General features: G+C 62.2%; 19 protein-coding genes. 11 read left to right on the forward strand and 8 right to left on the reverse strand.

Annotated features, from left to right (window positions below; all coding sequences use genetic code 11):
• The first annotated feature begins 39 nt into the window (after window positions 1–39).
• Complete coding sequence (locus tag LJ738_RS02875) at window positions 40–336, forward strand: putative quinol monooxygenase (protein ID WP_227784814.1); 297 nt, start codon at window positions 40–42, stop codon at window positions 334–336.
• A gap of 182 nt (window positions 337–518) precedes the next feature.
• Here LJ738_RS02875 and LJ738_RS02880 read toward each other — a convergent pair whose 3' ends face one another.
• On the reverse strand, window positions 519–1532 hold the full coding sequence (locus LJ738_RS02880) for a J domain-containing protein (RefSeq protein ID WP_227784815.1): 1014 nt from the start codon (window positions 1530–1532) through the stop codon (window positions 519–521).
• Between the two features lie 103 nt (window positions 1533–1635).
• Complete coding sequence (locus LJ738_RS02885; protein WP_227784947.1) at window positions 1636–2538, reverse strand: histone deacetylase family protein; 903 nt, start codon at window positions 2536–2538, stop codon at window positions 1636–1638.
• 645 nt (window positions 2539–3183) lie between these two features.
• On the opposite strand from LJ738_RS02885, the gene LJ738_RS02890 reads away from it, so the two are divergent.
• The gene (locus tag LJ738_RS02890) at window positions 3184–4584 is read left to right on the forward strand and encodes an RtcB family protein (protein WP_302716877.1); all 1401 of its coding nucleotides are present in this window, start codon (window positions 3184–3186) and stop codon (window positions 4582–4584) included.
• A gap of 290 nt (window positions 4585–4874) precedes the next feature.
• Here LJ738_RS02890 and LJ738_RS02895 read toward each other — a convergent pair whose 3' ends face one another.
• From LJ738_RS02895 to LJ738_RS02905, 3 genes are all read right to left on the reverse strand, one after another.
• Window positions 4875–9644 (reverse strand): choice-of-anchor Z repeating domain-containing protein, encoded by a 4770-nt coding sequence (locus tag LJ738_RS02895; RefSeq protein WP_227784816.1) that lies wholly within the window; start codon window positions 9642–9644, stop codon window positions 4875–4877.
• Window positions 9645–9830: 186 nt separating this feature from the next.
• A complete protein-coding gene (locus LJ738_RS02900) occupies window positions 9831–10346 on the reverse strand; it encodes an MOSC domain-containing protein (protein WP_227784817.1) in 516 nt (171 codons plus the stop codon).
• A gap of 28 nt (window positions 10347–10374) precedes the next feature.
• A complete protein-coding gene (locus tag LJ738_RS02905) occupies window positions 10375–10839 on the reverse strand; it encodes a hypothetical protein (protein WP_227784818.1) in 465 nt (154 codons plus the stop codon).
• 370 nt (window positions 10840–11209) lie between these two features.
• Here LJ738_RS02905 and LJ738_RS02910 point away from each other — a divergent pair, with 370 nt between their 5' ends.
• From LJ738_RS02910 to LJ738_RS02925, 4 genes are all read left to right on the forward strand, one after another.
• Window positions 11210–12169 carry a M48 family metalloprotease gene (locus LJ738_RS02910; protein WP_227784819.1) on the forward strand — a complete coding sequence of 320 codons (960 nt, stop codon included), beginning with the start codon at window positions 11210–11212 and terminating at the stop codon, window positions 12167–12169.
• Between the two features lie 119 nt (window positions 12170–12288).
• Window positions 12289–13203: a PhzF family phenazine biosynthesis protein gene (locus tag LJ738_RS02915; protein WP_227784820.1), complete on the forward strand. Its 915-nt coding sequence runs from the start codon at window positions 12289–12291 to the stop codon at window positions 13201–13203.
• Window positions 13204–13470: 267 nt separating this feature from the next.
• On the forward strand, window positions 13471–14304 hold the full coding sequence (locus tag LJ738_RS21420; protein WP_227784821.1) for an Fpg/Nei family DNA glycosylase: 834 nt from the start codon (window positions 13471–13473) through the stop codon (window positions 14302–14304).
• 217 nt (window positions 14305–14521) lie between these two features.
• Complete coding sequence (locus tag LJ738_RS02925; RefSeq protein WP_227784822.1) at window positions 14522–14830, forward strand: hypothetical protein; 309 nt, start codon at window positions 14522–14524, stop codon at window positions 14828–14830.
• Between the two features lie 87 nt (window positions 14831–14917).
• Here LJ738_RS02925 and LJ738_RS02930 read toward each other — a convergent pair whose 3' ends face one another.
• Window positions 14918–15961, reverse strand: coding sequence for an SDR family NAD(P)-dependent oxidoreductase (locus LJ738_RS02930; protein ID WP_227784823.1), 1044 nt, complete (start codon window positions 15959–15961; stop codon window positions 14918–14920).
• A 188-nt stretch (window positions 15962–16149) separates the two neighbouring features.
• Here LJ738_RS02930 and LJ738_RS02935 point away from each other — a divergent pair, with 188 nt between their 5' ends.
• Together LJ738_RS02935 and LJ738_RS02940 are read left to right on the forward strand one after the other, a co-directional pair.
• Window positions 16150–16659, forward strand: a complete 510-nt coding sequence (locus tag LJ738_RS02935) for a hypothetical protein (protein ID WP_227784824.1) — start codon at window positions 16150–16152, stop codon at window positions 16657–16659.
• Between the two features lie 149 nt (window positions 16660–16808).
• Complete coding sequence (locus tag LJ738_RS02940; protein WP_227784825.1) at window positions 16809–17852, forward strand: bile acid:sodium symporter family protein; 1044 nt, start codon at window positions 16809–16811, stop codon at window positions 17850–17852.
• 191 nt (window positions 17853–18043) lie between these two features.
• Here LJ738_RS02940 and LJ738_RS02945 read toward each other — a convergent pair whose 3' ends face one another.
• The gene (locus tag LJ738_RS02945; RefSeq protein ID WP_227784826.1) at window positions 18044–18757 is read right to left on the reverse strand and encodes a dienelactone hydrolase family protein; all 714 of its coding nucleotides are present in this window, start codon (window positions 18755–18757) and stop codon (window positions 18044–18046) included.
• Between the two features lie 143 nt (window positions 18758–18900).
• On the opposite strand from LJ738_RS02945, the gene LJ738_RS02950 reads away from it, so the two are divergent.
• The 3 genes from LJ738_RS02950 to LJ738_RS02960 all read left to right on the forward strand — a co-directional run bounded on the left by LJ738_RS02950 (window position 18901) and on the right by LJ738_RS02960 (window position 23859).
• A complete protein-coding gene (locus LJ738_RS02950; protein ID WP_227784827.1) occupies window positions 18901–19956 on the forward strand; it encodes an LLM class flavin-dependent oxidoreductase in 1056 nt (351 codons plus the stop codon).
• Between the two features lie 178 nt (window positions 19957–20134).
• Window positions 20135–22615 (forward strand): TonB-dependent receptor, encoded by a 2481-nt coding sequence (locus LJ738_RS02955; protein ID WP_227784828.1) that lies wholly within the window; start codon window positions 20135–20137, stop codon window positions 22613–22615.
• A gap of 44 nt (window positions 22616–22659) precedes the next feature.
• On the forward strand, window positions 22660–23859 hold the full coding sequence (locus LJ738_RS02960; RefSeq protein ID WP_227784829.1) for a PepSY-associated TM helix domain-containing protein: 1200 nt from the start codon (window positions 22660–22662) through the stop codon (window positions 23857–23859).
• Between the two features lie 21 nt (window positions 23860–23880).
• On the opposite strand, the gene LJ738_RS02965 is transcribed toward LJ738_RS02960, so the two are convergent.
• On the reverse strand, window positions 23881–24651 hold the full coding sequence (locus LJ738_RS02965) for a sulfite exporter TauE/SafE family protein (protein WP_227784830.1): 771 nt from the start codon (window positions 24649–24651) through the stop codon (window positions 23881–23883).
• Window positions 24652–24719 lie beyond the last annotated feature (68 nt).

The raw sequence follows: 24719 nt of genomic DNA on the forward strand, positions 1-24719 counted from the left end.
TCGTTGTAGATATAGTTTCACTCCTAACAGCCCAATCTCATGGTAAAAGTTGCCCTACTGGTCCGCCTCGAAGTAAAGCCCGGCCACGAACAAACAGTTGCCGATTTTCTGGCGGGCGCCTTGCCCCTTGTGCAGGCTGAGCCCGCCACCATCACCTGGTTCGCCCTGCGGCTGGGCCCCTCCACCTTCGGTATTTTCGATACTTTTCCCGACGAGGCCGGCCGCAAAGCCCACCTCGCCGGTCAGGTAGCTGCTGCCCTCGGCACCCACGCCGATTTGTGGGCCAGCCCACCCCAGATTGAAATGGTTGATATCCTGGCTTCGAAAGGCGCTTAAGAGTAATAGTAGAGCCAGCTGTTACAATCAGCCTATGCTGCCAATCGTCTGTCATGCAGAGCGCAGCGAAGCATCTTATCACGCCCGGACGACTCGTGCAGCGGTGATAAGATGCTTCGCTGCGCTCTGCATGACAGACGGCGATTGTGTGACAGGCGATTTATAGAACGGGCTGGTGCGTGTTAAATGCTGTCCATGCCTTCGGCGGCTAGCTGGCGCAGCACATCACGCAAGCCGTCGGGCTCGCGCAGGAGCAGGCCCACGTGCTGCACGTATTCCGCCTCGGCCCGCAGGTCGCGCTTGAGCTGGCGCAGCTCCGCTTCCTGCTTTTTGGCCGATGCTCCCTGATAGCCGGTGGGACCATATTTTACCTCGTTCATTTCCTGCTTCAGCGTGATTTGCTGCTGTAGCAGGGCCCGCGTGTAGCGCGCCAGCACGTCGTCGGCTTCGGCATCGGCCGGGCCCGATTCGGCCAGCAGCTGCAGCAGCGTGTAGAGGTCGTCGGCCTCGTAAGCTTCGGTGATGCGCTGCATCTGGGCCGTTTTATCGGCTTGCTTGTTGGGGTCGCGCTCCAGGTCGGGGTGATGGGTGCGGGCCAGCTGGCGGTAAATGGTCTTGGCGTTCGACTCCAGGTGCTGGCGGTCGGCTTGCTCGGCGGCTTCCTGGGTGCGCTGGGTTTTGGTTTTGCGGCGTGCGCGGGCTCGGGCGGCGGCTTGCTCGTGCGGCGGCAGGGTAGGGTCGGGGATATACTCATCCTCCGCGGCGCCCGCATTGGCCGCGGCCGTTGCGTTGGCCTTGGGGGCGGGGCGGCGCCCGGCCGGCGCATACTTGCGAATTATCGCGCCCTCATCTTCCCCAAACCGTTCTTCCAGTGCCCGCGCATTGCCCAGAATCAAGTCCGTAATCTGCTGCTCTTCCAGGCGGCTGAAGTAGCCCAACAGCAGCGCTTCTTCCAACGACGGAAACAAACTGCGCCGCACCGCTACCACGGCCGTGGCCGCGGGCCCCACTTGCTGCCAGTAGCGCCGCCGGGCTTCGGCCTGCTCGGCGCGGAGGTCGCGCAGCCGTTCCCGCAGGTTCTCCACGTCCAGAATGGCCTGCCGAAAGGCCTGTTGGGCTGGCGAGCCAGCGGTTTTATCGGCTAGTCGAACAGGAACGGTAATGGGCGCGGGATGCGCCGAATCAGCTTTTTTCATGGAATGCAAAGGTACGGACTGGTCCAGCCGCGTTGGGCTGGCGTGCTCTCGTATGGTGTGTAAATGAGCGCCCTTCGACGGCTGAACGCGCCCAGGCGCATTCCTACGGCCATAGTTCAAACGCTACCCGAAACGTATTGCAGTGAGCATCCACGATGTCGGCCAGCCGCTCAGAATAGCCCCCGCCCATGCTCACCGCCACCGGCAGCTGATGGGTGCGGCACAGGCCCAGCACAAATTCATCGCGCTGCCGGCAGCCGGCGGGCGTGAGGGCCAGCTTGCCGAGCTTGTCGGTGGCCAGCACGTCCACGCCGGCTTGATAAAAGATGAAATCCGGCTGCACCTGCGCCAGCAGCGCGGGCAGGGTTTCCTGGAGCTGCCGCAGGTAATCCTCGTCGCCGGTGCCCAGTTCCAGTGCCACGTCGAGGTCCGAGTGTTCTTTGCGCAGCGGGTAATTGGCGCCGGCGTGCATCGAAAACGTGAATACGCGCGGCTCCTGCCGGAAAATGCTGGCCGTCCCATCGCCCTGGTGCACGTCCAAATCCACGATTAAAACCTGCTTGGCCAGCCCGTGGGCCAGCAAGTGCGCCGCCGCTATGGCCTGGTCGTTGAGCACGCAGAAGCCTTCGCCGCGGTCGGCAAAGGCGTGGTGGGTGCCGCCGGCCAGGTTCAGCCCCACGCCATCCTGCAGGGCATGCAAGGCCGATTGCAGCGTGCCGGCGCTGCTGCTCAACGACCGCCGCACCAGCTGCGGGCTTTGGGGCAGGCCCAGGCGCCGCACTTCCGCAGGGCTGAGGGCTAGGTCGCGCACCTTGTGCCAGTATTCGGCGGTGTGCACGCGTAGCACATCGGCTTCGGCGCACAGCCCGGGCTCGTAGAAATCGGCCGCAGCGGCGATGCCTTGCCAGAGCAACTGCTCCCGTATCAAGGCGTATTTGGCAATGGGGAAGCGGTGGCCTTCGGGTAAATCGAGGGTGTAATGGTCGGAAGTAGCGAGGCGGGGCATGTGCTGGGTGTACTGCGAAGTCTGGGCGCAGGTTGGCAAGCGCAGCTGAGCAACAGGCGCGATGGTGTTTTAGCTCAGAATTGGGCGAGTCCGCGGCATCGGTAACCATCCGTACGTGGAAATTGAGCTGGTCAAGTGTCTCCACAAAAAGCTTGTTTCTTGGATTGCCGGGCCATTATTCTTGTTTGGCTCAATATTTTTCGAGGCGTCGATGGCCGCAAACCACTACGGCTTCTTTCGTTTTGAAATCGAGTGAATTTGCTGACAAACCAAGCTGCTCGGTTTGGGCCGATGCCAATGGCTAGCGCTGTGGTTGCTAATGGTTTATTATTAGTAAATAAACTAAAAGTGATAGAAAAACCGTTAAAAGGTACACTCGAAGTGTACTTCGAAAGTTGAGGAGAACGGCTGCCCACCCAGGACAGTCGTCGGCCGGGGCGGCACCACTAGGCGTGCCGTCCCAAACCGGCCGATGCCTCAGCCCCATTAAACTGAACTGTGAGTAAGGTATTACTCTTGGATGCTCTTAGTTAAGAAACCAAAAAGCCTCTACTGCTACAGTAGAGGCTTTTCTGTGGCCTTTGCTTGCGAAAACATCACACGGGGCGGCTCGTACACCCATTCCTTCACCATCTAATCTCCGCTATGGCCAATCAGCTCCGGGGCAACGACCTCCGCAAAATCGGCTTTCCCGAAGGCCCCGCCATTGGCCGCGCCCTCGACGTGCTGGCCCAAAAGGACTTTCGCAAAATGGACAAAGGCAGCGCCCTGGCCTTGCTCAAGCAAATCAAGGACGACCCGTTTAAGTACGTGCGTGACGAAAACTGGCGGCCCGTAGCCGAGCTGCTGGTGCCGCAGCCCTCGCGCAACGTGGCCTTGAAGCCCGAAGTAAAAGACTACCGCCGCTACGGCAACGACTTCATCGAGGATGGCGCGCGCCGGCAAATGGACGTGGCCATGCAGCTGCCCATCACCCTCGACGGTGCCCTCATGCCCGACGCCCACCAGGGCTACGGCCTGCCCATTGGCGGCGTGCTGGCCACCGACAACGCCGTGATTCCCTACGGCGTGGGCATGGACATTGGCTGCCGCATGGCGCTGTCGGTGTTTGAGCTACCGCCCGCCTACCTCGAGCAGCGCCGCCAGGAGCTGCGCAAGCTGCTGCTGCACCACACCAAGTTTGGCAACAAAGAGGTGTTCAGCAAGGTGAACACCGACGACCCCATCTTCGAGCGGCCCGAGTTTCGGGAGATTGGTGTGGCCCGCCAGAAGCTGGACTCGGCGGTGAAGCAGCTGGGCTCGTCGGGCTCCGGCAACCACTTCGTGGAGTTCGGGATGGTGGACATCACCGACCCCACCAACGACCTGCACCTGCCCGTGGGCCAGTATGTGGGCGTGCTCTCGCACAGCGGCTCGCGGGGGCTGGGGGCGGCCATTGCGCAGCACTACACCAAAGTGGCCATGGACAAATGCCCCCTTCCGCCCGAAGCCCGCCACCTGGCCTGGCTCTCGCTCGACTCGCAGGAAGGGCAGGAGTATTGGGCGGCCATGAACCTGGCCGGCGACTACGCCTCGGCCTGCCACCACGACATTCACAAGCGCATCAGCAAAGCCCTGGGCGAAAAACCCCTGGCCCAGGTCGAAAACCACCACAACTTCGCCTGGAAGGAGGTGCTGGCCGACGGGCGCGCCGCCATAGTGCACCGCAAGGGGGCCACGCCCGCGGGCCAGGGCGTGCTCGGCATCATTCCCGGCTCTATGACGGCCCCCGGCTACATCGTGCGGGGCCGCGGCGAGCGGGATTCACTCAGCTCGGCCTCGCACGGCGCGGGCCGGCGCCTCTCGCGCACGCAGGCCAAGGCCAAGATTACCGAAGGCGAGCTGCGCCGCGAGCTGCGCGACCACGGAGTTGAGCTAATGGGCGGCGGCCTCGACGAAGCCCCCGCCGCCTACAAAGACATCCGCCAGGTAATGGCCCACCAGCGCGACCTCGTGGACGTACTGGGCTCGTTTACTCCGAAAATCGTGCGCATGGATGGCGCTTAATACCGTGGCTGGCTGCTGCTGTGCGGCGGGTTCGCTGCCAGCGAGGTCGGTACCTATGGCGAAGCCGCACAAATTGTCGCCGTCGGCAATCCGATAGCTGAGCCGCCCGCGTAGGTCCGGCTATGTCCAAAAGGACAGTTGTTTTCATAGCTCAGAAAGCCTCTCGCCCTTGGCGAGGGGTTTTTTATTGCCCGCACCCAACGCAGCAAACACAAAAAAAAGCCCCGCCTGATGCAGGCGGGACTTTCTCAATACCAGTCAGGAATGCTTTCCTGGCTGCAGCATTTAATTTACTGCACTACCAGGCGTTTGGCTACGAGGCCAGCGGCGGTACGGGCCAGCACGGAATACACGCCGGGGGCCAGGCCCGTTACGGGCAGCTCCAGCGTTTTGCCAGCGCCGGCGGCCAGCGTGCGCGTCAGCATCACGCGGCCCACGTTGTCGACCACCGTTACTACCGTGGCCTGATTGCCGCGGAGCGACAAGGGCAGGAGCAGGGTAGCCGCGCCGTGAGCCGGGTTGGGGTAAACGCTGGCCAGTTGAGCCAGGGCGGCCGGAGCCGTGGCCAGTACGCGGGCCTGCGTGGTGAAGAGCACGGCGTAGCGGCCACCAGCTGCACCATTCGCCGCCAGATTCAGGCTCAACGAATTGGCGGTGGCCAGGTCGGTGAAGGTGCCGGTCAGGGCGTCGCGCAGATAGGCGTGGTAGTTGCCGGGCAGGTTGGCGAGGTTGTCAACCGTCAACGTGTAGGTGCCGGCCGTGAGGGCGGCCACGCGCAGGGGCAGCAGCACGTCGGCGTTGCCGAGGGCGGGCAGGCCGTTGATGGCGAGTGGCTCAGCGGCAGCGGTTTCGGTGGCCAAAGTCAGGCCATTGGGCGCGGGCAGGGCAACGGCATCAAACGCGCCGTCGAAGCTGGCGGTGGCGCCTTGCTCAAAGTACATGGTCGCCTGGGTGCGGGCCGTGGCGTTGCCCAAGGCCAGCGTCAGCTGGGGCCGGGTGTCGGCGGTGCCGCGCTGGAAGGGCGTATTGTCGAACGTGGTCAGGCGCTCGGCGTTGGTGAAGGCAATGCTGCCGACTAGCCCTGGGCTGGTGCGAACGAAGAAGCCCTGCGCCACGGGCAGCACGTTGGAGCCCCCGTTGTTACGCACGCCGTTGACGTAGCTGGCATAAGAACCGGTGTACTGGCCACTGCTCTTGAACACGTACAGCGCCTGCTCCATGTTGACGAGGCGGTTGTTGCTAATCATCTTGTTCCAGTCGAGGGGCGCGGGGTAGGGGTTGCCGCGCAGGTGCCAGCCGCTCTGGGCTTGGGGGCCGCGGGTCAGGCCAATGGGGTTCAGGTCGTCACTGGCAGTGCTCAGCGAGCCGTTGTTGAGGGTGCCCACAAAATCTACTATGGCCTGGGCCGAGATGTTCACCGTGTAGCCACGGGTCACCCGCAGAGGGTCAGCAGTCGAGTTCGGCGAGAAAAAGCCTTTATCAAAATCGATGGAGCCGGCACTGCCACTCGTGGTCACGCGGGTTTCGTTGTAGCCGTACACGTTAGGGAAAGGCGTGGCGGTATTGCCCACGGTGTTGTAAGCAGGGTTCACAACGGGTGTGAAAACGCCTGGTACCGCCAAGTCGGCCACCGTGCTGTTGGCCACCGGCGAGCTATAGTGGCGGTAGCCCACGCTGCTATTGCGGCTGGGGTCGATGTAGCGCTGCACCGAGGCGGTACCAATTACAAGGCCGCCGGTATTATCTACCAGTGCCGTGCCGTCGATGGAAGAAAGCAGGGTAAATGCCTGGTTGTTGGTATTCAGGCTGCCGAGTTGCAAGCGTACCACTTGCTTCACGCCCACCGGCTGGCTCAACGTAAGGCCAGATAGATTCACCACGGCTAGGTTGAGTACCTCGCTGGGCAGGCCCGGGCCCGTTACTTGGGCTACAGTGCCGTTGTAGGCGTAGCTGGCAGCCGGGCTAAAGAAGCGGGAGCCGCTTACCTGCACCGCACCCACCGCACCGGTGGTCGCAATACCAGCCGGGTCGCAGATGGCGAGAGCCGCACTGGCTTCCAGCACAAAGTTGCCGGGGCCGGTTATCGGCTGGCAGTTTTGCAGCAGCGCACCTCCCGATTGCACGATGAGGGTACCCGCTACGTTGAGCTGGCCCACTAGCGTGGCCACGCCCGTCTTCGTGATGGTTACGTTGTTGTAGCTGCCCGAAATGTTGCGGGTGTTGTCCACTACAAGGTCGGTCAGAGCCGGCGCCGTACCCTGGCCGCTCAGGTTGATAACGTAGGGGTTGTTGGTCTGGCTGTTGTTGGGAATGCTCAGCGTGCCCGAGTTCGTACCAATCGAAGTGGGCGTAAACGTGAGGCTGAACGTAGCGGAGCTGTTGGGGGCCACGCTCGTGGGCGCGGTGCCGCTGAAGGCAAACGGGCCGGTCAGGGCGAAGGTGCCGAGGGTGAGGTTATCGGTGGCGCTGCCGTTCGTAATGGTGAAAGTCACCGGGGCCGAGGAGCTGCCCTGCGTGGTGCTGGCAAAGCCACTGAAGCTGCCGCCGTTGCCAATCGCATTGCCGCCCTGGCTTACGGCAATTAGGGGGTTGGGAGTAGCCACCTGGCCATTACCACTGAGGTTGACGGTGTATACAGCGGCGTTCGAAGCGTTGGAATTAATCACCAACGTCCCGGTGCGCGTACCCGATGCAGTAGGCGTAAACGTCACACTCACCGTAGCCGTGCCGCCGGCGGGCACCGTAGTGGGAGCGGTGCCACTCACGGCAAAGTTGCCGGTGGTGGTGATGCTGCTAATCGTGAGCGGGTCGGCGCTGCTGTTGGTCAGCGTGAAAGCCACCGGTGCACTGGTCGTGCCCACCAGTTGGTTGCCAAAGTTATAGGCAGTGCCATTGTTGGGGTAGCTGGTGCCGCCCTGCGTAACGGCCAGCGTAGGCGCTGGCACCGGCACGGCATTTACCGTAAACGTAGCCGCGGCCGACGTGCCCCCACCGGGAGCCGGGTTGGTAACGGTAACGGGGTAAGCGCCGGGCGTCGCCTGGTCGGCCGCCGACAGAGCAATAGTGAGCTGGGTAGCCGAAACGAAGGTGGTGGTGCGCGCCGCGCCGTTGAAGTTGACCACCGAAGAGGCCAGGAAGTTGGTGCCATTCACCGTCAGCGTCTGCGCGGCGGTGCCGGCCGTCACGGCCGCGGGGGACAGGCTGGTAATGGTCGGGGCCGGGTTATTCACCACCGGTGCATTCACTGTAAATGTGGCGGGGGCCGAGGTGCCTCCGCCCGGAGCGGCATTGGCAACCGTCACGCCGTAAGTGCCCGGGGTCGCAATATCAGAAGCCGGAATGGCGGCCGTTACCTGGGTCGCTGACACGAAAGTGGTGGTACGGGCCACGCCGTTGAAGCTCACCGACGATCCGCTGATGAAGCCCGTGCCATTGACCGTGAGGGTAAATCCAGGGTCACCAGCCGTAGCCGAGTTGGGCGATAGACTGGTAATGGTGGGGGCGGGGTTGGGCGCAGCCGCCGTGGTGAAGCTGGTGGTAGCGGCCCCCGAGGTAGCGCCGCCCGCGCAGTTGCTCACAATGCTCACGGCGTAAGCCGTATTGGGCGTGAGGCCGGTCAGGGTCACGGGCGAGGCACTAACGGTTTGGGTGCTGGCCGTACCGCCCGTTGGCGTTAGGGTAAAAGTGTAATTTGTGGCCGTAGCGCTGGCCGTGAAGCTCACGGTGGCCGAATTGCTGGTCACGTTGCTGGCCGCCGCGTTGGTAGGTGCGTCGCACGGCGTAGGCGTGGTTCCCGTGGTGCTAAAAGTGGTGCTAACGGCGCTGGAGGTGAGAACTCCATTGAAGCAGTTGCTCACGATGCTCACGGTATAACTAGTGCCGGGCGTCAGGCCCGTCAGGGCTACCGGCGAAGAAGTCGCCGTTTGGGTAGTAGCGGTGCCACCGGCGGGCGTCACGGTCACGGTATAGTTAGTGGCCGAGGCGCTGGCCGTGAAGCTCACCGAGGCCGAGGTATTGGTAATGCCGCCAGCGGTAGGGTTGGTGGGGGCGTTGCAAGTGGGGGGGGTGAGGGGAAAGGCAATGTCGAATACGTTGAAGCCAGATGTATAAGCGCCTGCTGAAACATTCCTCTTATTACTAGCAACCCCTGTACTCAGGTCTAAATCAAAGATGTTAAAGGCTGAAAGGCCGCTTACCGGCGCTTGTATCTGGCCTAATAGGCCGGTGGTGGAGCTATTTGCAATGTCAAGGCTTAGGTACAAAGAGGTGCTCAGGTTATCAGGACCATACTGAACAGTAGCCTGCGTAGTAAGTGTACCAGCATCGGGGGGGCTTTGAATGGAAAGAATGCTGCCGTTTACTTTGTCGATGTCGTAGAGCGAAGTGCTAGTGCTGGTAACGGAAGAATTGGAATAGGCGGCCGTGACCACGCCCGGCGTTTTGCCGGCGTTGGGGTCGCCGGGAGCATACGCCAGGGAGCTAGCGGCGAAAATGACCGAGCCGTCGATGGGGCTCAGCCGATAGTTGGCGCCTGTGGTGCTTACTACCCGAATTTGGTCGACGATGGGGTTGAAGTCGAAGCCAATCTGACCTGCCGTAGCGCTGCCCAGGTTTATAGTGATAACACTGCCCACTGGCGTAACCGCTCCGGTGCCAAAGTTCACGGTATACACTTGGGCATTATCCGTGGTAGCGGCTGAATTGTAGCCCAGTGCGTATAACTGCCCGGTTTTGGGGCGCGAGTCGATACCTACCAGAACCTGTCCGGTCGAGACCCCGGTAACCAGAACTGCAAGGGAGGCCGGATTTACACCACCCGAAAAATTAATAGCAGTAAAGAAGGAAACAAGACCTTGGTCACCCTTGTTGGCTCCCGCTAAAAATAAAGCATTGCTGCCTGCCTGAATGTCCTGTGTTGCGGTACCGAGGCCGTAAAATCTGTCTGGGGTCTGGGCTTGAGCCGCAAAGCTACCCAGCACCAGCACCGCACTTAGCGCAACAGTCAAAATACGACGGAGCTGCCGGCCCGGAGGTAGCAGCAAAAGTAGGGGTGTTAACATAGAATGAATGAAAGGTTTAAGTAAAAAATAAATCAAAGCGAGCCGTGGCGGTTCGGAGGAACGCCTGCGGCGTCACCTACGTGAGATTTTCGGTTTAAGGATGAGTTTTCGTTGAAAAAGTTAAGCGGAATCATATCAGTTGTCGGCTTGGGGCCCGGGCTAGCTAACATACGCGATACAAACTGCTTATTCAATGACTCGCACCACATCGCCTACCCGAATGATGCCGCCCTGGGCGATGTGGGCCGTGAGGCCGCCGTAGCCCCGCATGGCGTTGTAGCCGCCGGGGCCCAGCTCTTCTTCCATGCGCGAGCAGGGGTGGCACTCGCCGGTGATGTCGAGGATAACCTCGTCGCCGATTCGGATTCGGCGGTTCTTCAAAGCCAGCAGGTTCAATCCGCTTACGGCCAGGTTGCGGCGCAGGCGGCCGGGTTCAATGGGCGCATCCAGCCCCAGAAATTGAGCTACCGATGCCAGGGATTCGTGCTGGATAAGCGTGATTTGGCGCTTGCCGCCGGGCTTGGGCCGGGCGTGGTCGCCGAGCATGTGCGAATCGGTTTTCAGCTCAACTTCCTGCACCTGCACGAGGGGCTCGCGCCGCAGGGGCCGCTGGCCTATCCATTCCAGCCGGCCGGTTTGGGGCAGGGTGGCCAGCAGCTTCGCCACCAACGATTTATCATCGCCAAAGAAAGGGAATGCCATAGGAGCGTTTGGGTAGAAGAGGTGAGGATTATAGTTCGTCGGGGGTGCCGAAGCCTTCGCGAATTTCGGTGTGCCGGATTTGACCGCCAAGGTTGCCAGCCCGGGCCAGCAGCCCGAAGCTGAGCCCGGTTGCCAGCAGGACCAGCAAGGCCAGCAGCCGGGCGCGCGGCGAGGTATTTTTCATTAGGAGCAGGGCAAACAGCGCCAGCGCCGCCGCGCCTTCCAGCACCCAAAAGCCCTGCTCGGCCGCCGCGGCATGGGCCTGAATGAGGGCCCGGCTGACGCGGGGCATGTCCTGCACAATTTTGGCGGCGCCCTCGCCGGTGAACTGAACTGGCAGGCAGAACAGGCCAGCCGCCAGCACTGCCACCAGCCCGGCCCGCGTCAGGCTGGTATTTTTTTGCCCCAAGCCAGACGCCAGTAGCACAAATGCGAACAGGCTGCCCACTATCGGCACGTGGTTAAAAATGAGGTGAATATGGGCTTGGCTCATGCGGGAAGTCAGGAAATAAGCCGGGCTGTAGTGGCTGGCCGGGCAAAGCTACTTCGGTGCCGCTTGGGCCGGGGCGCAACGCAACCGTTGGCGGCTCGCCGCGACTCTTGGTTAATGAACTGCTATCAACCACAAATCGTTATTCACCTACTTCCGAATGTCTCCAGCCAAGCCGCTTCGCCGGGCTATTATGCAATGAAAACCAGGCGGGGGCGTTGCTTGCTTGGGCCATCGGTTTGTTGGGCCAATTCCTTGTAGGACTGCCGGGTTCCTCATCTCGAATGAGGCTGGCGGCCGGGCCTCACGAGGGATATCTGGCACTGCGCTTGCCATAGTCTGGTCAATGGTCATTCATTTCTGCCTTCTTGCTATGACTCCCCTCCCTCGTTTTATTAGCCGCCTGGCCGCCCCGCTGCTCCTGGCCCTGCCTTTAACCTTTGCGACTCCCGCCACGGCCCAAACCGCCCCGGCGCCGACCGACGTAATCCGCGAAATCACCGATGCCGTGGGCCTCAAGGCGCGCTTTGAGCTGCGCGCCACCCGCGACATCGACAACGCCGCTGCCGTGGTGTACGACGGCAAACGGTACCTGCTGTACAACCCCGATTTTCTGAGTGCTGTAAACCGCGCCGGCCACACCGATTGGGCGGGCATTAGCATTCTGGCGCACGAAATGGGCCACCACCTCAACGGCCACACCCTGCGCCCCGGTGGTTCGCAGCCGGCCGATGAGCTGGAAGCCGATGAGTTTTCGGGCTTCGTGCTGCGTAAGCTGGGGGCTAGCCTAGCCCAGGCCCAGGCGGCCATGGCTACGGTATCAGATGACCAGGGCTCGGCTACGCACCCCGGGCGCACCCCGCGCCTGACCGCAATCAGCGAAGGGTGGCAGCGCGCCAATGGGCAGATTGTGGCCAGCACACGTTCTGCCGCGCCCTCGGCGGCGCCGGCCGTGGTGGCCAGTGTGCCCCGGCCGGCCGCACGGGAAGCCCGCAGCAATGTGCCCACGCGCCCGTACCCGGCTACCCGTGGCGATGACACCGATGAACTGGTCGCCATGAGCCAGACAACCGGCGATGCGGTGCGCCTGGTGGGGCAGCTCACTTTCCGCAGCGACCCCAGCCAGCGCTACTACCTCACCAATGCCCTGAAAGTGGTGCGCGTGGACGATGACGACAATGCCGAAGTGGTGGGCCGCATCGTCCGCACCACCAACAGTACTTTTCCCTACGTGCTCACGGACAGCCAGCAGCGCCGCCTCTTCATCACGGCGCGCGGCGATGTGTACGACAAAGAAGGCCAGCGCGTAGCCAAGCTGCACGACCCCTCGTAAGGGCCGAAAAGTCTTCGTGAGAAAGCAGAAGCCGACTGGTCAAGTACCGGTCGGCTTTTTTGTGTTGAGCTGGCCCGTTGTTCCTTCGTGGCGGTATTCACGTTGTTTTTCTGCTTCCCATGTCTCTATTGCCGTTTCTGCTCATTGATGCCTTCACCACCCAGCCGCTGCGCGGCAATCCTTGTGCGGTGGTACTGGAAGCCGATGCCCTTTCGCCCGCCACCCGCCAGCGCCTGGCCCGCGAGTTCAACCAATCAGAAACGGCGTTTGTCAACCAGTCGGCGCCGGGCAGTACCGAATTTACGGTGCGCTTTTTCACGCCCGCCGAGGAGATTCCGTTGGCGGGACACCCCACCATTGCCACGGTAGCAGCCTTGCTGCACGCGGGCCGGGTGGCTCTGCCGGCCGACGGCTCTCCGCTAGGCCTGACGCTGAACCTGCTGCACGGGCCCATTCGCGTTGATGTGCTGCCCGGCGCCGCGGGCGAGCTGCCGCTGATTTGGATGACCCAGAGGCGGCCCGTTTTTGGGGCCGTGCATGCGCCTGAAAAAGTGCTGCCGCTCTTCGGCCTCACGCCCGACGACCTGCTGCCCGGCGCGCCCATCCAAACCGTGAGCACCGGCACGCCCCAGCTCATGGTGCTGCTGCGCGACCACGCAGCCCTGCGCCGCGCCCACGTGGCCGATGCCGCCGGCCTGGGCCGCTACCGCGCCGAAAGCGACTTTTTCAGCCCGCACCTGTTTTGCCTGGGCGGGGCCACGCCGGCTGGCGACACCTTCGCCCGGCACTTCGGCACGCCGCCCGATGTGTCGGAAGACCCCGTCACGGGTTCCGCCACGGGCGGCATGGCGGCCTATCTGTGGCACCACGGCTACCTGAGCTCGCCCAATTTCCTGGCCGAGCAGGGCCATGACATGGGCCGCGCCGGCTCGGTGCAAGTGCGCGTGAGCGGCCCGCCTGAGGCCATCGAAGCCGTGCAGATTGGGGGCACGGGCGTGGTGGTGCTAGAAGGAAGCCTGCGTGGTGATTTGTAGGGCCGGGCTGCAACCAGGGACGAATTCGGGTTGTTATGGTTAGCAGTTGAACGTCATGCCGCGCGCAGCGTCTTTACCGCGCGGAACATCTTTACCATTTCGTTATAATCGGCTGTCATGCAGAGCGCAGCGAAGCATCTTATCCCCGCAGAACGAATTGAGCTAACGTGAGAAGATGCTTCCTGCGTCAGCATGACAAGAGGCGCGAGCGAGATGCCGCACTCTGCATGACCGTTCTGCTTTTTTTTATACCCTACCCGTTCGCCAGTGCCCGAATTACCCGAAGTCGAAACCTATCGCCGCTTTATTGACGAACTGGCCGTGGGCCAAACCATTGCCGCCCTGCAGGTGAATGATGCGCATGTGCTGGCCACGCCCGAGGACCGGCTCCGGGCCGGCCTTGTGGGCCGCACCATCACGGGTACCAGCCGCTTGGGCAAAAACTGCTTTCTGGAGCTGGACAACGGCAAAGTGCTGGTGCTGCACTTTGGCATGACCGGCGACGTGGGCGCTTACCGCGACGAGCCCGACGCCCCGCGCTTCACCCGCGTGGCGCTTCACCTCGAAGACTCCGGCCTGCGCCTGGCGTTTATCGACCCGCGCAAATTCGGCCGCATCCGCCTGGCCGATAGTGCCGCTGCGCATCAAAAAGCCAAGAAAATAGGCCCCGATGCGCTCGACATCACCGCGGCCGAGCTGCACCAGAAACTTGCCCGCCGCAAAACACTGCTCAAGCCTCTGCTGCTCGACCAAAGCATCACGGCCGGCCTTGGCAATTGGATTGTGGACGAGGTGCTGTTTCAGGCCAAAATCCACCCCGAGCGCATCGGCGCTACGCTTACCGAGAAAGAGGGCCAGGCCCTGCACACTGCCGTGCAACTAGTGCTCACCACGGCCATCAACCAAGAGGCCAATTATCGGCATTTCCCGGCCTCATTTCTCATCCACGCCCGGGAGTGGGACACCAGCGCCACGCCCAGCAGCGACGATGCGCACACCTTCTGCCCGCGCCACCCCAAGGTGAAGATTGATAAATACTACGTGGGCGGCCGGGCCACTTACACCTGCGCGAAGTGCCAGCCCAAGCCAGCGGCTGCGTGAAATTGAGCTACCGGTAGTGCCCAGGTTTTCAACTTGCTCGGGAGCAGAGGTTGCTTTTGTGGCGGCGGTGTTCGGGGGAATTTAGGGTTAAAAGCAGGCTATTGCCTTTTCAGCTTGGCACTCAATTTGAGTTGTGGGTGCAAAAGGACCGGTTCGTCGTGTTTCGGAACCAATTGGTCGAAAGCGCAGGTTAGTGGCACATTATTTAACCTGATGTATGTGTTCATTTGCCAGCGACAAAAGGCTGCCAATGGCGCTGTTAGTCATTATCCTGTCACCTTATTCACTTCCGCTTATGTTGCGCTCCTTCTTTCTGTTCGCTTGCCTGCTCGGCTTATTCACCACCGCAGAAGCAGTTGCTGCACCTGCTCGCAAAATCCTGCCCGGCAACCACCGCCCGAACTATCGGCTGTATGGCCACCATGGCCTGTTCGAGAAGGGTTTGTTTAACGGTTTCCACCGCAGCAAGGGCATGGCCCGGCCTTCCAACACGCACTTCGCCAAGAAGCACCGCGGTACCCTCTAGAGACCTATAGATACTTCACAACGCACAACCGCGCCAACGAGCCGCCTTCGGGCAGCTGGTTGGCGCGGTTTCGTTTTATCCTGGTTTTTAGGCTTCGTTATTCTTCGCGGCTGCCTTGCGGCTGAGGGTGGTGAGGGGCGACTGCGAAAGCTTGCTCTCGCTATTGTAGCCGGTGCGGCGCACGTTGGCGGCCGGGCTTTCGCCGGTGGCCGGCAGGGCGCGGTTGAGCCAGCTCAACACGTCGGTGGTGGTGCCGGGCAGCAGGCCGTGGAAGGCCGACAGCAGCTTGGCGGGCAGCGAAAGAATGATTTCGCCGTCACCGCGGCGGCAAGCGTTCCAGATTTGGCGGGCGGCTTGCTCAGCGCTCATTGTGAGGCCGGGCAGGGAATCGGCGATACTGAACCAGGCAAACTCTTTCTGCTGCTGGCCCTTCACCAGGGCGTGGCCGGGGCTGCCGGTGCGCAGCAGGCCGGGGCACACCGTGGTCACGCTGATGCCGTGCTGCCGCAGTTCGGCCCGGAACCCTTCGGACAGCCCCACCAGGGCAAACTTGCTGGCGCTATAGGGCGCCATGTGGGGCAGGGCCACCTTGCCGCCGAGCGAGGAAATGTTGACAATGCGGCCTTCGCCGCGCTGGCGCATGCCGGGCAGCACGGCCTGCATAGCGTGCAGCGGTGCCCAGAAGTGAATGGCCATTGAGTCTTCGTAGTCGCGCGAGTCCATGTTGTCGAGCGGGCCGCCCACGATGATGCCGGCATTGTTGATGAGCACATCCACGGCGCCCAATTGGCTTTCGACCTCGGCCACCATGGTGCGCACCTCCACTTCGTTGGTGATGTCACGGGCCAGGGTGAGCACGTCGGCTTCGGCGGCCCCGGTCAGCAGCAGGTCCTGGCGGGCGCGGGCCAGTTCGGCTTCGTCACGGGCACAAATGGCTACGCGCGCCCCCTCGGCTACGGCCTGGCGGGCCAGCACCAGGCCCAGCCCGCGCGAGCCGCCCGTGATGAGCACCACGCGCCGACTCAGGTCGTAGGAGCCACGGCGGTTGCCCCAGAGGGTGGCGGCCAGGGCCGCGGCGCCGATGCCGGCGGCCAGCAGCCAGTTCTTGTTGGTGCGGTGGTCGTGTTTCATAGGGGGTTGTATGCCAAAAGGCGGCGAAAGGTTGCACGGAGGAGGTGCGCGGGCGGCTTTTTCGGCAGGCTCTGGCACGAAACGTGGACGGTACCGCGTTGGGCCGGTAGCGGACCGGGTTTTCGCCCGATATTTACCCCACTCTTTCGCCCTGCTTTTCTGTGCTACTGATTTCTTATCCCCGTTCCATGAAACTGTTGTTGCTCTCGTCGTTGCTGGCCCTGGCAGTTGCGCCCGCCGTGCGGGCACAAGCCCCGGCCACGGCCACCGTCAAAACCAAGGTGAAGCCCGCGGGCCAGCCCAGCATCAAAACCAAAACCACGCATGCCGCCGAACCAGCGGCCGTGGTAGACGGGCCTTCCGATGCGGTGATTGACGCCAAAGCCAACGCCCTCACGGCCAACATGCAGAAAAACCTGGGCCTCTCGCCCCAGCAAACCGAAAAAATCCGCGTTATCAATCGCCGCGGCGTCGACAACGTGGAAACGGCGCGCCTCCGCTACCGCACCGACCCCCGCAAGCTCGCGGGCGTTATCGAAAGCATTGGCAGCTCCCGCCTTTCCGCCATCAAAGACGTGCTGACCCCGGCTCAATTTGAAAAATACCAGCGCAAGCGCGAGGAGAAAATGGGCGTGCCCAACGTGCAAGGCGTGCAGGGCACTCCGCCTCCCGGCCTGGGTGGCGGCAGCGACCAGTAGAAAATGCTAATGCGCAGGCGCGGGCTGGTCATTGGCTTCCCAGCGTTGTAATTTTGTTCTGCAGCGGCGCCAGGCTCCCCAGAGTCTGGCGCTTTTGTATTTTCCACCAGCCTCCTGCCGGCCCGGCTTGCCTCGGCTCACCCTGCCTTATGATACCACAACCCCAGGCTCCCACGTCAGGGCCCAACCGAATTGCCGAACTGCTGGCCCGCGCCGGGCTCGATTGGTTTTTGCTGGCGCTCATCGGCGTGGTGGCGCTGGCTTATTTTCAGCCCAACCTGGGCAGCAAGGCCAGCCCCATGCCGTGGAAGCTGATTACCACGGCGGGGGTGGCTCTGGTTTTCTTCTTTTATGGGCTGAAGCTGAGCTTTGAGAAGCTGCGTGCCGGCATGCGCAACTGGCGGCTGCACGCCCTGGTGCAGGGGGCTACGTTTGTGCTGTTTCCCGCGCTGGCGTTGCTGGCCCGGCCCTTCTTCGGGCCCGAAAGGGGCGAAATGCTTTGGCAGAGCATCTTCTTTCTGTGTGCGCTGCCCAGCACCGTTTCCACCTCGGTGGTGATGGTGAGCATTGCGGGCGGCAACCTGCCCGCAGCTATTTTCAACGCCAGCATTTCCAGCCTGTTGGGCATCCTGCTCACGCCGCTGCTGGCCAGCCTGTTTCTGCACACCAGCGCCGATAGCAGCCAGCTCTGGGGCCTGGCCTTGCAACTGCTGTGGCAAGTGGTGCTGCCGGTAGGAGCGGGGGTGCTGCTCAATTCCCGGTTCCACGCCTTCGCAGAGCGGCACAAGGCGGGCCTGCGCATTTTCGACCAGGTTACCATCCTGCTAATCGTTTTCACGGCTTTCTGCGACTCGTTTGCTGAGGGCATCTTCAGCCGCTACCTGCCCGCCGACGTCTTCAAGCTGGGTGCGGGCATGGTGGGGCTGTACTTGCTGGTGTTCGTCCTCATCTGGAGCCTGAGTCGGGCGCTGCATTTCCCGCGCGCCGACCAGATTGTGGCGGTGTTCTGCGGCTCCAAAAAGTCATTGGTACACGGCAGCGTAATGGCCAGCCTGCTATTTCCAGCCAGCGCCGCCACTGGGCTGATTTTACTTCCGTTGATGCTGTACCACGCCCTGCAGATTGTGCTGGCCAGCAGCATGGCACAATGGCTGGGCCGGCAGGATGTGGTGGAGTCGGTGGCCGCGGTGTGAGCTTTGCGAGTGGACCTTACGCTTGGTGAACCTCACCCACGGCCCCTCTCCAAAAGAGAGGGGAGCCACGGCACAAGCTTTAGCTCAATTCCTGAAAACAGAAAGTCCCAGCTCAATCTTGAGCTGGGACTTTTTAATGGATTAACGTTCGGCTCCCCTCTCTTATGGAGAGGGGCCGGGGGTGAGGCGCCCTACGCCCCCAGCTTCTCCCCGAAGAAAGCCAGCGTAAGCGCCCAGGCTTCGGCGGCGGCTTCGGGGTGGTAGCTCGGCCGCTCGTCGCAGTTAAAACCGTGGTCGGCGTAGGAGATGACGGTGTTGATATAGGGTTTGCCCGCGGCATCTACTGCGTCGGTCACTTCGGCAATGTGCTCTTTGGTGATGTGCGCATCCAGCCCGCCCCAGAAAAACAGGTGCGGCCCGTGCAGGTCGGCAGCCCGGTTTTTGATGGTGTGCGTGCCCCCGCCGTAGTACGACACAGCGGCCGCCAGTGGCAGCACCGCATTAGCTAGGAATGAAACCCGGCCGCCCATGCAAAAACCAATGCTGCCAATCTTATCGGAGTTCACTTGGTCCTGGGTTTGCAGCCATTCGTAGGAGGCTTGCAGGTCCGCAGACAAGTCTTTGTTATTAATGGCGTTGTAATGAGGCGCCGCGCCTTTGGCGAAGTCCGAGTAAGCAATTTCCAGCCCCGGTTTGGCCGTGCGGTGAAAGAGCTCCGGCGCTACTACGGCATAGCCGGCCTTGGCCAGGCGGTCGGCCACGTTGCGGATGTGGTGGTTTACGCCAAAGGCTTCCTGCAGCAGAATAATGCCGGGCACCGGGCCTTTGGTGCTGGGGAAGGCCGTGTAGGCGCGCATTTTGGTGCCATCGGCTACCGTGAGGGTAACAAAATTCTGGTCGCTCATTCAGGAAGAGAGTTATATAGTTTGGGTGCGTAACAATTGAGCTGGCATTTGTTCATAGCCCCGCGCTTCGGCTGCCGGAACCTTCGGCTCGAACCGGAAGGCCCCGTTCATGGTTCTGCACCTCTATACCCTTCCTATTGCTAATGATAACCACCCCCAAAATTCGCCTGAACGTACTCGACCAGTCGCCCATTCGCCCCGGGGCCACGGCGCGACAGGCCGTTCTCGAAACCGTTGAGCTGGCTCGACTGGCCGACCGCCTGGGCTACTCGCGCTTCTGGGTATCGGAGCACCACAACACCAACACGCTGGCCGGCTCCACACCGGAGGTGCTCATTGCCTACCTGGGCAGCCAAACCCAGCGCATCCGCCTGGGCTCGGGTGGCGTAATGCTGCCCCACTACAGCGCCCTGAAAGTGGCCGAGAACTTTCGCATGCTCGAAACCCTGTTTCCCGGTCGCATCGATCTGGGCATGGGCCGCGCTCCGGGTGGCGACCGCCTCACCGCCCACGCCCTTAACCCCAGCAATACCTTCAGCGAGCAGGACTTTGTGGAGCAGCTGATGGACCTGCAGGCCTACCTGCGCGACGATAAAGTGCCCGATACCATCCACGAGCGGGTAATGGCCATACCGGAGGCGCCCGGCGTGCCTGAGCTGTGGCTGCTCAGCTCCAGCGGCCAGAGCGGCTTGTTTGCGGCGCACCTGGGCATGGCGTTTTCCTTCGCTCAGTTTATCAATGCCAACGGCGGCCCACAGGCCATGCGCGCCTACCGCCAGCGGTTTCGGCCCTCGGCCGAGCTGGCCGCACCGCTGGCCAACGTGGCCGTGTTTGTGCTGTGCGCCGATACCGAGGAAAAGGCCCAGGAGCTGCGCGCGGCAATGGACATCCAGCTGCTGCGCTTCGGCAAAGGCGAGTTCCGCACTTTCCCCACCAGAGACGAGGTGCTCAGCTACCAGTTTGCGGCCCAAGACCAAGCCCACCTGTTGCAGAACCGTGGCCGGGTAGTAAGCGGCACGCCCGCGCAGGTACACGCGCAGCTCAGCCAAATAGCCGCCGATTACGAAGTGGATGAAATAACGGCCGTTACCATCACCGCCGATTTTCAGGACCGACTCCGTTCCTACGAGCTGCTAGCCGAGGTATTTGAACTGACCGGCGCCGGTAGCACAGCTGAAGTAGCGGCGCTGGCTTCTTAGCTCAATTAGCCTCTTCTAAATTGATTTCAATCTAACGCCCGGCTATTGAGCCGGGCGTTTTTGCTTGGTGCCTCTGGGAAGGGGAGGCGGGAGAAATGGATGGCGTTGAAATACTATTTGGAACGTTTCTAAATAAGCCGCACCTTTGCGGTAGTTTTGAATCATTCTAAATAAGCCCATGCGCGGTCTCGTCCTGCCCCTGTTCATTTCAGCTGCTCTTTTACCTGCGGTTGGCATCCCGCAGGTGAGCGCGCAAGTAGTTCCGAGCGCGCAGCGGCAGGTAGTTACCGGAACCGTAACGGGCCGGGTGCAGCTCGCCGATGGCCAGGACGCCGACCACGTGGCGGTGCGGGTGAAGGGCACGAACCGCGGCACCAGCCCGGTGGCCGACGGCAGCTTCCGCCTCGATGCCCCGGTGGGCTGGCAAACCCTCACCATCAGCTGCTTGGGCTGTGCCGCGCAGGAAGTGATGGTAGAAGTGAAAGCCAACGAAGTAGCCGTGGTGCCCCCCGTGAACCTGACGCAGGACAACAAGGAGTTGGACGAAGTGACCGTGACGGCCACCCGCTCCTTCAACGAGCGGCCCAGCAGCATCGGCAAGCTGCCGGTGCGGCCCATCGACCTGCCCCAGAGCGTGACCACCGTGGGCCGGCAGGTGCTGGAGCAGCAGCAGGCCCTGCGCCTGAGCGACGTGCTCACCAACGTGAGCGGCGTGTACGTGATGGGCGCCACCGGCGGCACCCAGGAAGAAATTGCCAGCCGCGGCTTTGCCTACACCAGCGCCAATACCTTCAAAAACGGCGTGCGCTTCAACAACGGCGTGATGCCCGAGGTAAGCTCGCTCGAGCGCATGGAAGTGCTGAAAGGCAGCGCGGCCATCCTGTACGGCAACGTGGCCGCGGGCGGCGTGCTCAACATCGTTACCAAAAAGCCGCAGTTTGAGCGAGGCGGCTCGGTGGGCTTGCGCGTGGGAAGCTTTGGCTTTGTGAAGCCCATGTTTGATGTGTACGGCGCGGTGGGCCAGAGCAACAAGGTAGCGTTTCGGCTGAATGGCACCTATGAGCAAGCCAACAGCTTCCGCGACGTAGTGCAGTCGGACCGCGTGTACGTAAATCCCTCGCTGTTATTCCGCCTCAGCCCCAAAACCAACCTCGTGCTGGAAGGCGACTACCTGCGCGACAACCGCACGCCCGACTTCGGTATCGGCGCCATTGATTACCAGATTCAGGAGTCGCGCACCCGCTTCCTGAACACCCCCGACGCCCGCAACACCACCCAGCAAATTAGCGCCACCGCCACGCTCACCAGCCGCCTCAGCGACATCTGGCAGGTGCGGGCCGTGGGCGGCTTCCAGCGCTACGACAACCAACTGCGCAGCGCCACCCGCCCCAATACCTTCGCGGCCGTCTCATCCCAATCGGCCCGCTACGGCGACCTGGGCCGCAGCCTGCAGCGCACCGCCACCACCGAAAATTACTTCGTAGCTCAACTTGACCTCACGGGAACCTTCAACACCGGGGCCGTGGGCCACACCCTGCTGCTGGGCGCCGACGCCGACCAGTACAACACCAATGCCCTGATGTACATCAGCCAGCCGTTCGATTCCATCAACATCTTCGACCGCGCCAAGGCCCTGCGCCGGCCCGCCAAGGCCGTGAGCGGCTACGATGCCCTGCGCTACAACACCCGCACACTGGGCAACACCCGCCGCGCCGGCTTCTACGTGCAGGACCTCATCAGCATCGTGGATAAGGTAAAGCTGCTGGCCGGCGTGCGCTGGAGCTACCAGGAAACGCCGAGCGACGTGTACACCTACCCCGGCCTCGATGCCAAAACCGCCGATGTGAAAGTGACCGAAAGCCGCCGGTTCGACAGCGCGTTTTCGCCGCGCCTGGGCCTGGTGTATCAGCCCATCAAGACCTCGGCGGTGTTTGCCTCTTACTCCAACTCCTTCACGCCGAACACGGGCGTGGACGTGAGCGGCCAGGCCCTGCCGCCGTCGCTGATTGACCAGTACGAGGTGGGTGTTAAGAATGACTTGTTCCGCGGGGCGCTGTCGGCCAATGTCACGGCCTACCGCATCGTGAACAACAACCAGGCCCAGGCCATCCTGCCCGCCACCGCCAACAATGCCCAGGAGCTGGCCGGCCAGGTCACCAGCAAAGGCGTGGAGGTAGACGTGCAAAGCAAGCCGGTACGGGGCTGGTCGATTATCACGGGCTACAGCTACAACTACACCGCCTACACCCGCAGCACGCTCTACGCCGAAGGCAGCCGCCTGCGCTACAACCCCGCCCATACCGCTAACGCAAGCGTGTTCTACAACTTCGGCCAGAACCCGGCTACCAGCGGTTTTCTGAAAGGCCTGAGCGCGGGAGTGACCAGCTACTACGTGGGCGACCGGCTGGCCGGCCGCAACCCACGCCTGCTGAACCCGGCCACCGGCCAGCCCTTTCCCAACGGCGACGTGAACAAGTACATCGCCGTGCCCAACTACCTGCTGTTTGATGCCTCGGTGGGCTACGCGTACCGCAACTTCCAGCTCCGCCTGAAAATGGCCAATATCCTCGATGAGTTGAGCTACAACCTACACGACGACAACAGCGTGAACCCCATCGCGCCGCGCAACTTCTCAGCCACCCTCAGCTACAAGCTGTAGCCCCGGCTACCCGCTCTATCTCCGCCGAAAATCTGCAAAATCTCATGAGTCCCGCCAAGTCCCTGATTCGGAATATCCACTTGTACCTGGGCTTGGTTTCGGGGCTGGTTATCGTGTTCGTTTGCCTCACCGGCAGCATCCTCGCTTTCGAAAAAGAGATAGAGCAGGCCTGGCACCCGGAGCGCTACTTCGTGGCGCCCTCCACCACGGCCGCGCTGCCGCTGGCCCGATTGGTGGAAGCCGTGGGTGCTTATAAGCCGAAGGCAAAAATTTCGGGCGTGAAAGTGTATGCCGACCCCACGCGCACCGTGGAAATCAGCCTGGCCGGTGGGCCCGAAAAAGGTGGCAAGGGCAAGGCGGGCCAAGAAGCCGGCTCAACTGGCCCGGCCAAAGGCAAGGGCAAAGGCGATGGGGGAGGCCCGCGCCTGTACGTGAACCCCTACACCGCAGCCGTAACGGGGGAAATGAACCCGCGCGACACGTTCTTTCATACCATAGAGCAGCTGCACCGCGGCCTGGTAGCCGGCAAAGTCGGGAAGCTGGTGATGGGCGTGAGTGCGTCGATTTTCCTATTCATTCTGGGCACCGGCCTGGTACTGTGGTGGCCCGCCATGCGCAAGGCCATGTCCCAGCGCCTGCAAGTGAAGTGGGGCAGCAGCTGGAAGCGGCTCAACCACGATTTCCACATCGTGCTGGGCTTTTATGCGTCCCTTTTCCTCTTCGTGATGGCCCTCACCGGCGTGGGTATGTCCTTTGACTGGGTGGGCCAGGGCATCAACCAGCTAACCCACTCGCCCCTGAAGCGGTCCGAGCCGCCAGTCTCGGCCGCGCCGGGCGCCGGTGTTGCCCCTTTCGCTCCCGATGCCGTCTTGGCCCTGGCCCGCCAGCAGGCCCCCGATGCCGAGTCGTACGCGCTTCAGCTGCCCAAAGAACCTACGGGTAGCATTCGGGTGTCCATGCTGCGCCCCGGCGCCTTGACCGAGAACGCGACCGACGAAGTGTTCCTCGACCAGTATTCGGGACAGGTTATCAGCGGGCAAACCTATGCGCAGCGCCCGGTGGGTCAGCGCATTCGCGGCCTGTTCAAGCCCGTGCATACCGGCGCCATCTTTGGCTGGCCCACAAAGTTGCTGGCGCTGACCATGGGCCTGCTGGGCGCCACGTTCCCCATCACGGGCACCATCATGTGGCTCAACCGGCTGCGCAAAAACCGCAAAAAACACGCTCGGCTACAGGCCGTGTAAAGTTGAGCTGACTGCAGTGGGCTACGCGAATGTATCCCAGCCCAACTTGAGAATAAAGGCGCTCACCACACCCAAAAACAGCACCCGCACGAAGCCGGTGCCGTGCCGCTGGGCCATGCGTGCACCCAGCGTGGAACCCAGCATATTGCAGGCCGCCATGGGCAGGGCTACCTTGTATAGCACCTGCCCGGTAGTGGCGAAGTAAAACAGGCTGGCCACGTTAGTAGCCACGTTCACCAGCTTGGCCGAGGCCGAGGCCGCAATAAAGTCGTAGCCGAACAGACCCACGAAGGCAAACAGGAGCAAGCTACCTGTGCCCGGCCCAAAAAAGCCGTCGTAGAAACCAATCGAGGCGCCCAGCACCACGCCAATCAGCACTTCGCGGTAGCCGCTTAGCCGGGGCGCGTGCAGGCTGCCAAAATCCTTGCGCCAGAAGGTGTAAATGGCCATTACCACCAGCAGGCCCATCACCAGCGGCCGCACGGCTTCCTTGTGCAAGTGGCTCACCGCCCGCGAGCCCAGCAGCGCAAACCCGCCCGCCACCAGCGCCGTGAGGGCCACCGTGCGCCAGCGAATCTCCAGCTTCTCGGGCCCGCTCAGGTAGCGGCGCAGCGCGGCCACTGTGCCCGATAGGCTCGATACCTTGCCCGTGCCAAATACGGTAGGCACCGGCACGCCCGGCAGCAGCAGCAGCATGGCCGGCAGCTGAATCAGGCCGCCCCCGCCCACAATGGAATCAATAAACCCCGCCAGAAAAGCGAACAGGCACAGCAGCAGTAAGGTAACGGTCATTAATAATGAAGAATGAGGAATGAAGAATGAGGAATGAGGAATTGCTCGTTGAGCTAATTCTACATTCC

The sequence above is a fragment of the Hymenobacter plasmatis genome, from assembly GCF_020711255.1.
In the GTDB taxonomy this organism is placed as follows: Bacteria; Bacteroidota; Bacteroidia; order Cytophagales; family Hymenobacteraceae; genus Hymenobacter.

Bases quoted from the DNA above. Each gene is read 5' to 3' on its own strand.
- LJ738_RS02910 (WP_227784819.1), top strand. From the start codon at position 11,210: ATGACTCCCCTCCCTCGTTTTATTAGCCGCCTGGCCGCCCCGCTGCTC.
- LJ738_RS02880 (WP_227784815.1), bottom strand. From the start codon at position 1,532: ATGAAAAAAGCTGATTCGGCGCATCCCGCGCCCATTACCGTTCCTGTT.
- LJ738_RS02965 (WP_227784830.1), bottom strand. From the start codon at position 24,651: ATGACCGTTACCTTACTGCTGCTGTGCCTGTTCGCTTTTCTGGCGGGG.
- LJ738_RS02915 (WP_227784820.1), top strand. From the start codon at position 12,289: ATGTCTCTATTGCCGTTTCTGCTCATTGATGCCTTCACCACCCAGCCG.
- LJ738_RS02955 (WP_227784828.1), top strand. From the start codon at position 20,135: ATGCGCGGTCTCGTCCTGCCCCTGTTCATTTCAGCTGCTCTTTTACCT.
- LJ738_RS02930 (WP_227784823.1), bottom strand. From the start codon at position 15,961: ATGAAACACGACCACCGCACCAACAAGAACTGGCTGCTGGCCGCCGGC.
- LJ738_RS02900 (WP_227784817.1), bottom strand. From the start codon at position 10,346: ATGGCATTCCCTTTCTTTGGCGATGATAAATCGTTGGTGGCGAAGCTG.
- LJ738_RS02875 (WP_227784814.1), top strand. From the start codon at position 40: ATGGTAAAAGTTGCCCTACTGGTCCGCCTCGAAGTAAAGCCCGGCCAC.
- LJ738_RS02950 (WP_227784827.1), top strand. From the start codon at position 18,901: ATGATAACCACCCCCAAAATTCGCCTGAACGTACTCGACCAGTCGCCC.
- LJ738_RS02935 (WP_227784824.1), top strand. From the start codon at position 16,150: ATGAAACTGTTGTTGCTCTCGTCGTTGCTGGCCCTGGCAGTTGCGCCC.
- LJ738_RS02890 (WP_302716877.1), top strand. From the start codon at position 3,184: ATGGCCAATCAGCTCCGGGGCAACGACCTCCGCAAAATCGGCTTTCCC.
- LJ738_RS02945 (WP_227784826.1), bottom strand. From the start codon at position 18,757: ATGAGCGACCAGAATTTTGTTACCCTCACGGTAGCCGATGGCACCAAA.
- LJ738_RS02940 (WP_227784825.1), top strand. From the start codon at position 16,809: ATGATACCACAACCCCAGGCTCCCACGTCAGGGCCCAACCGAATTGCC.
- LJ738_RS02925 (WP_227784822.1), top strand. From the start codon at position 14,522: ATGTGTTCATTTGCCAGCGACAAAAGGCTGCCAATGGCGCTGTTAGTC.
- LJ738_RS02885 (WP_227784947.1), bottom strand. From the start codon at position 2,538: ATGCCCCGCCTCGCTACTTCCGACCATTACACCCTCGATTTACCCGAA.
- LJ738_RS02895 (WP_227784816.1), bottom strand. From the start codon at position 9,644: ATGTTAACACCCCTACTTTTGCTGCTACCTCCGGGCCGGCAGCTCCGT.
- LJ738_RS02960 (WP_227784829.1), top strand. From the start codon at position 22,660: ATGAGTCCCGCCAAGTCCCTGATTCGGAATATCCACTTGTACCTGGGC.
- LJ738_RS02905 (WP_227784818.1), bottom strand. From the start codon at position 10,839: ATGAGCCAAGCCCATATTCACCTCATTTTTAACCACGTGCCGATAGTG.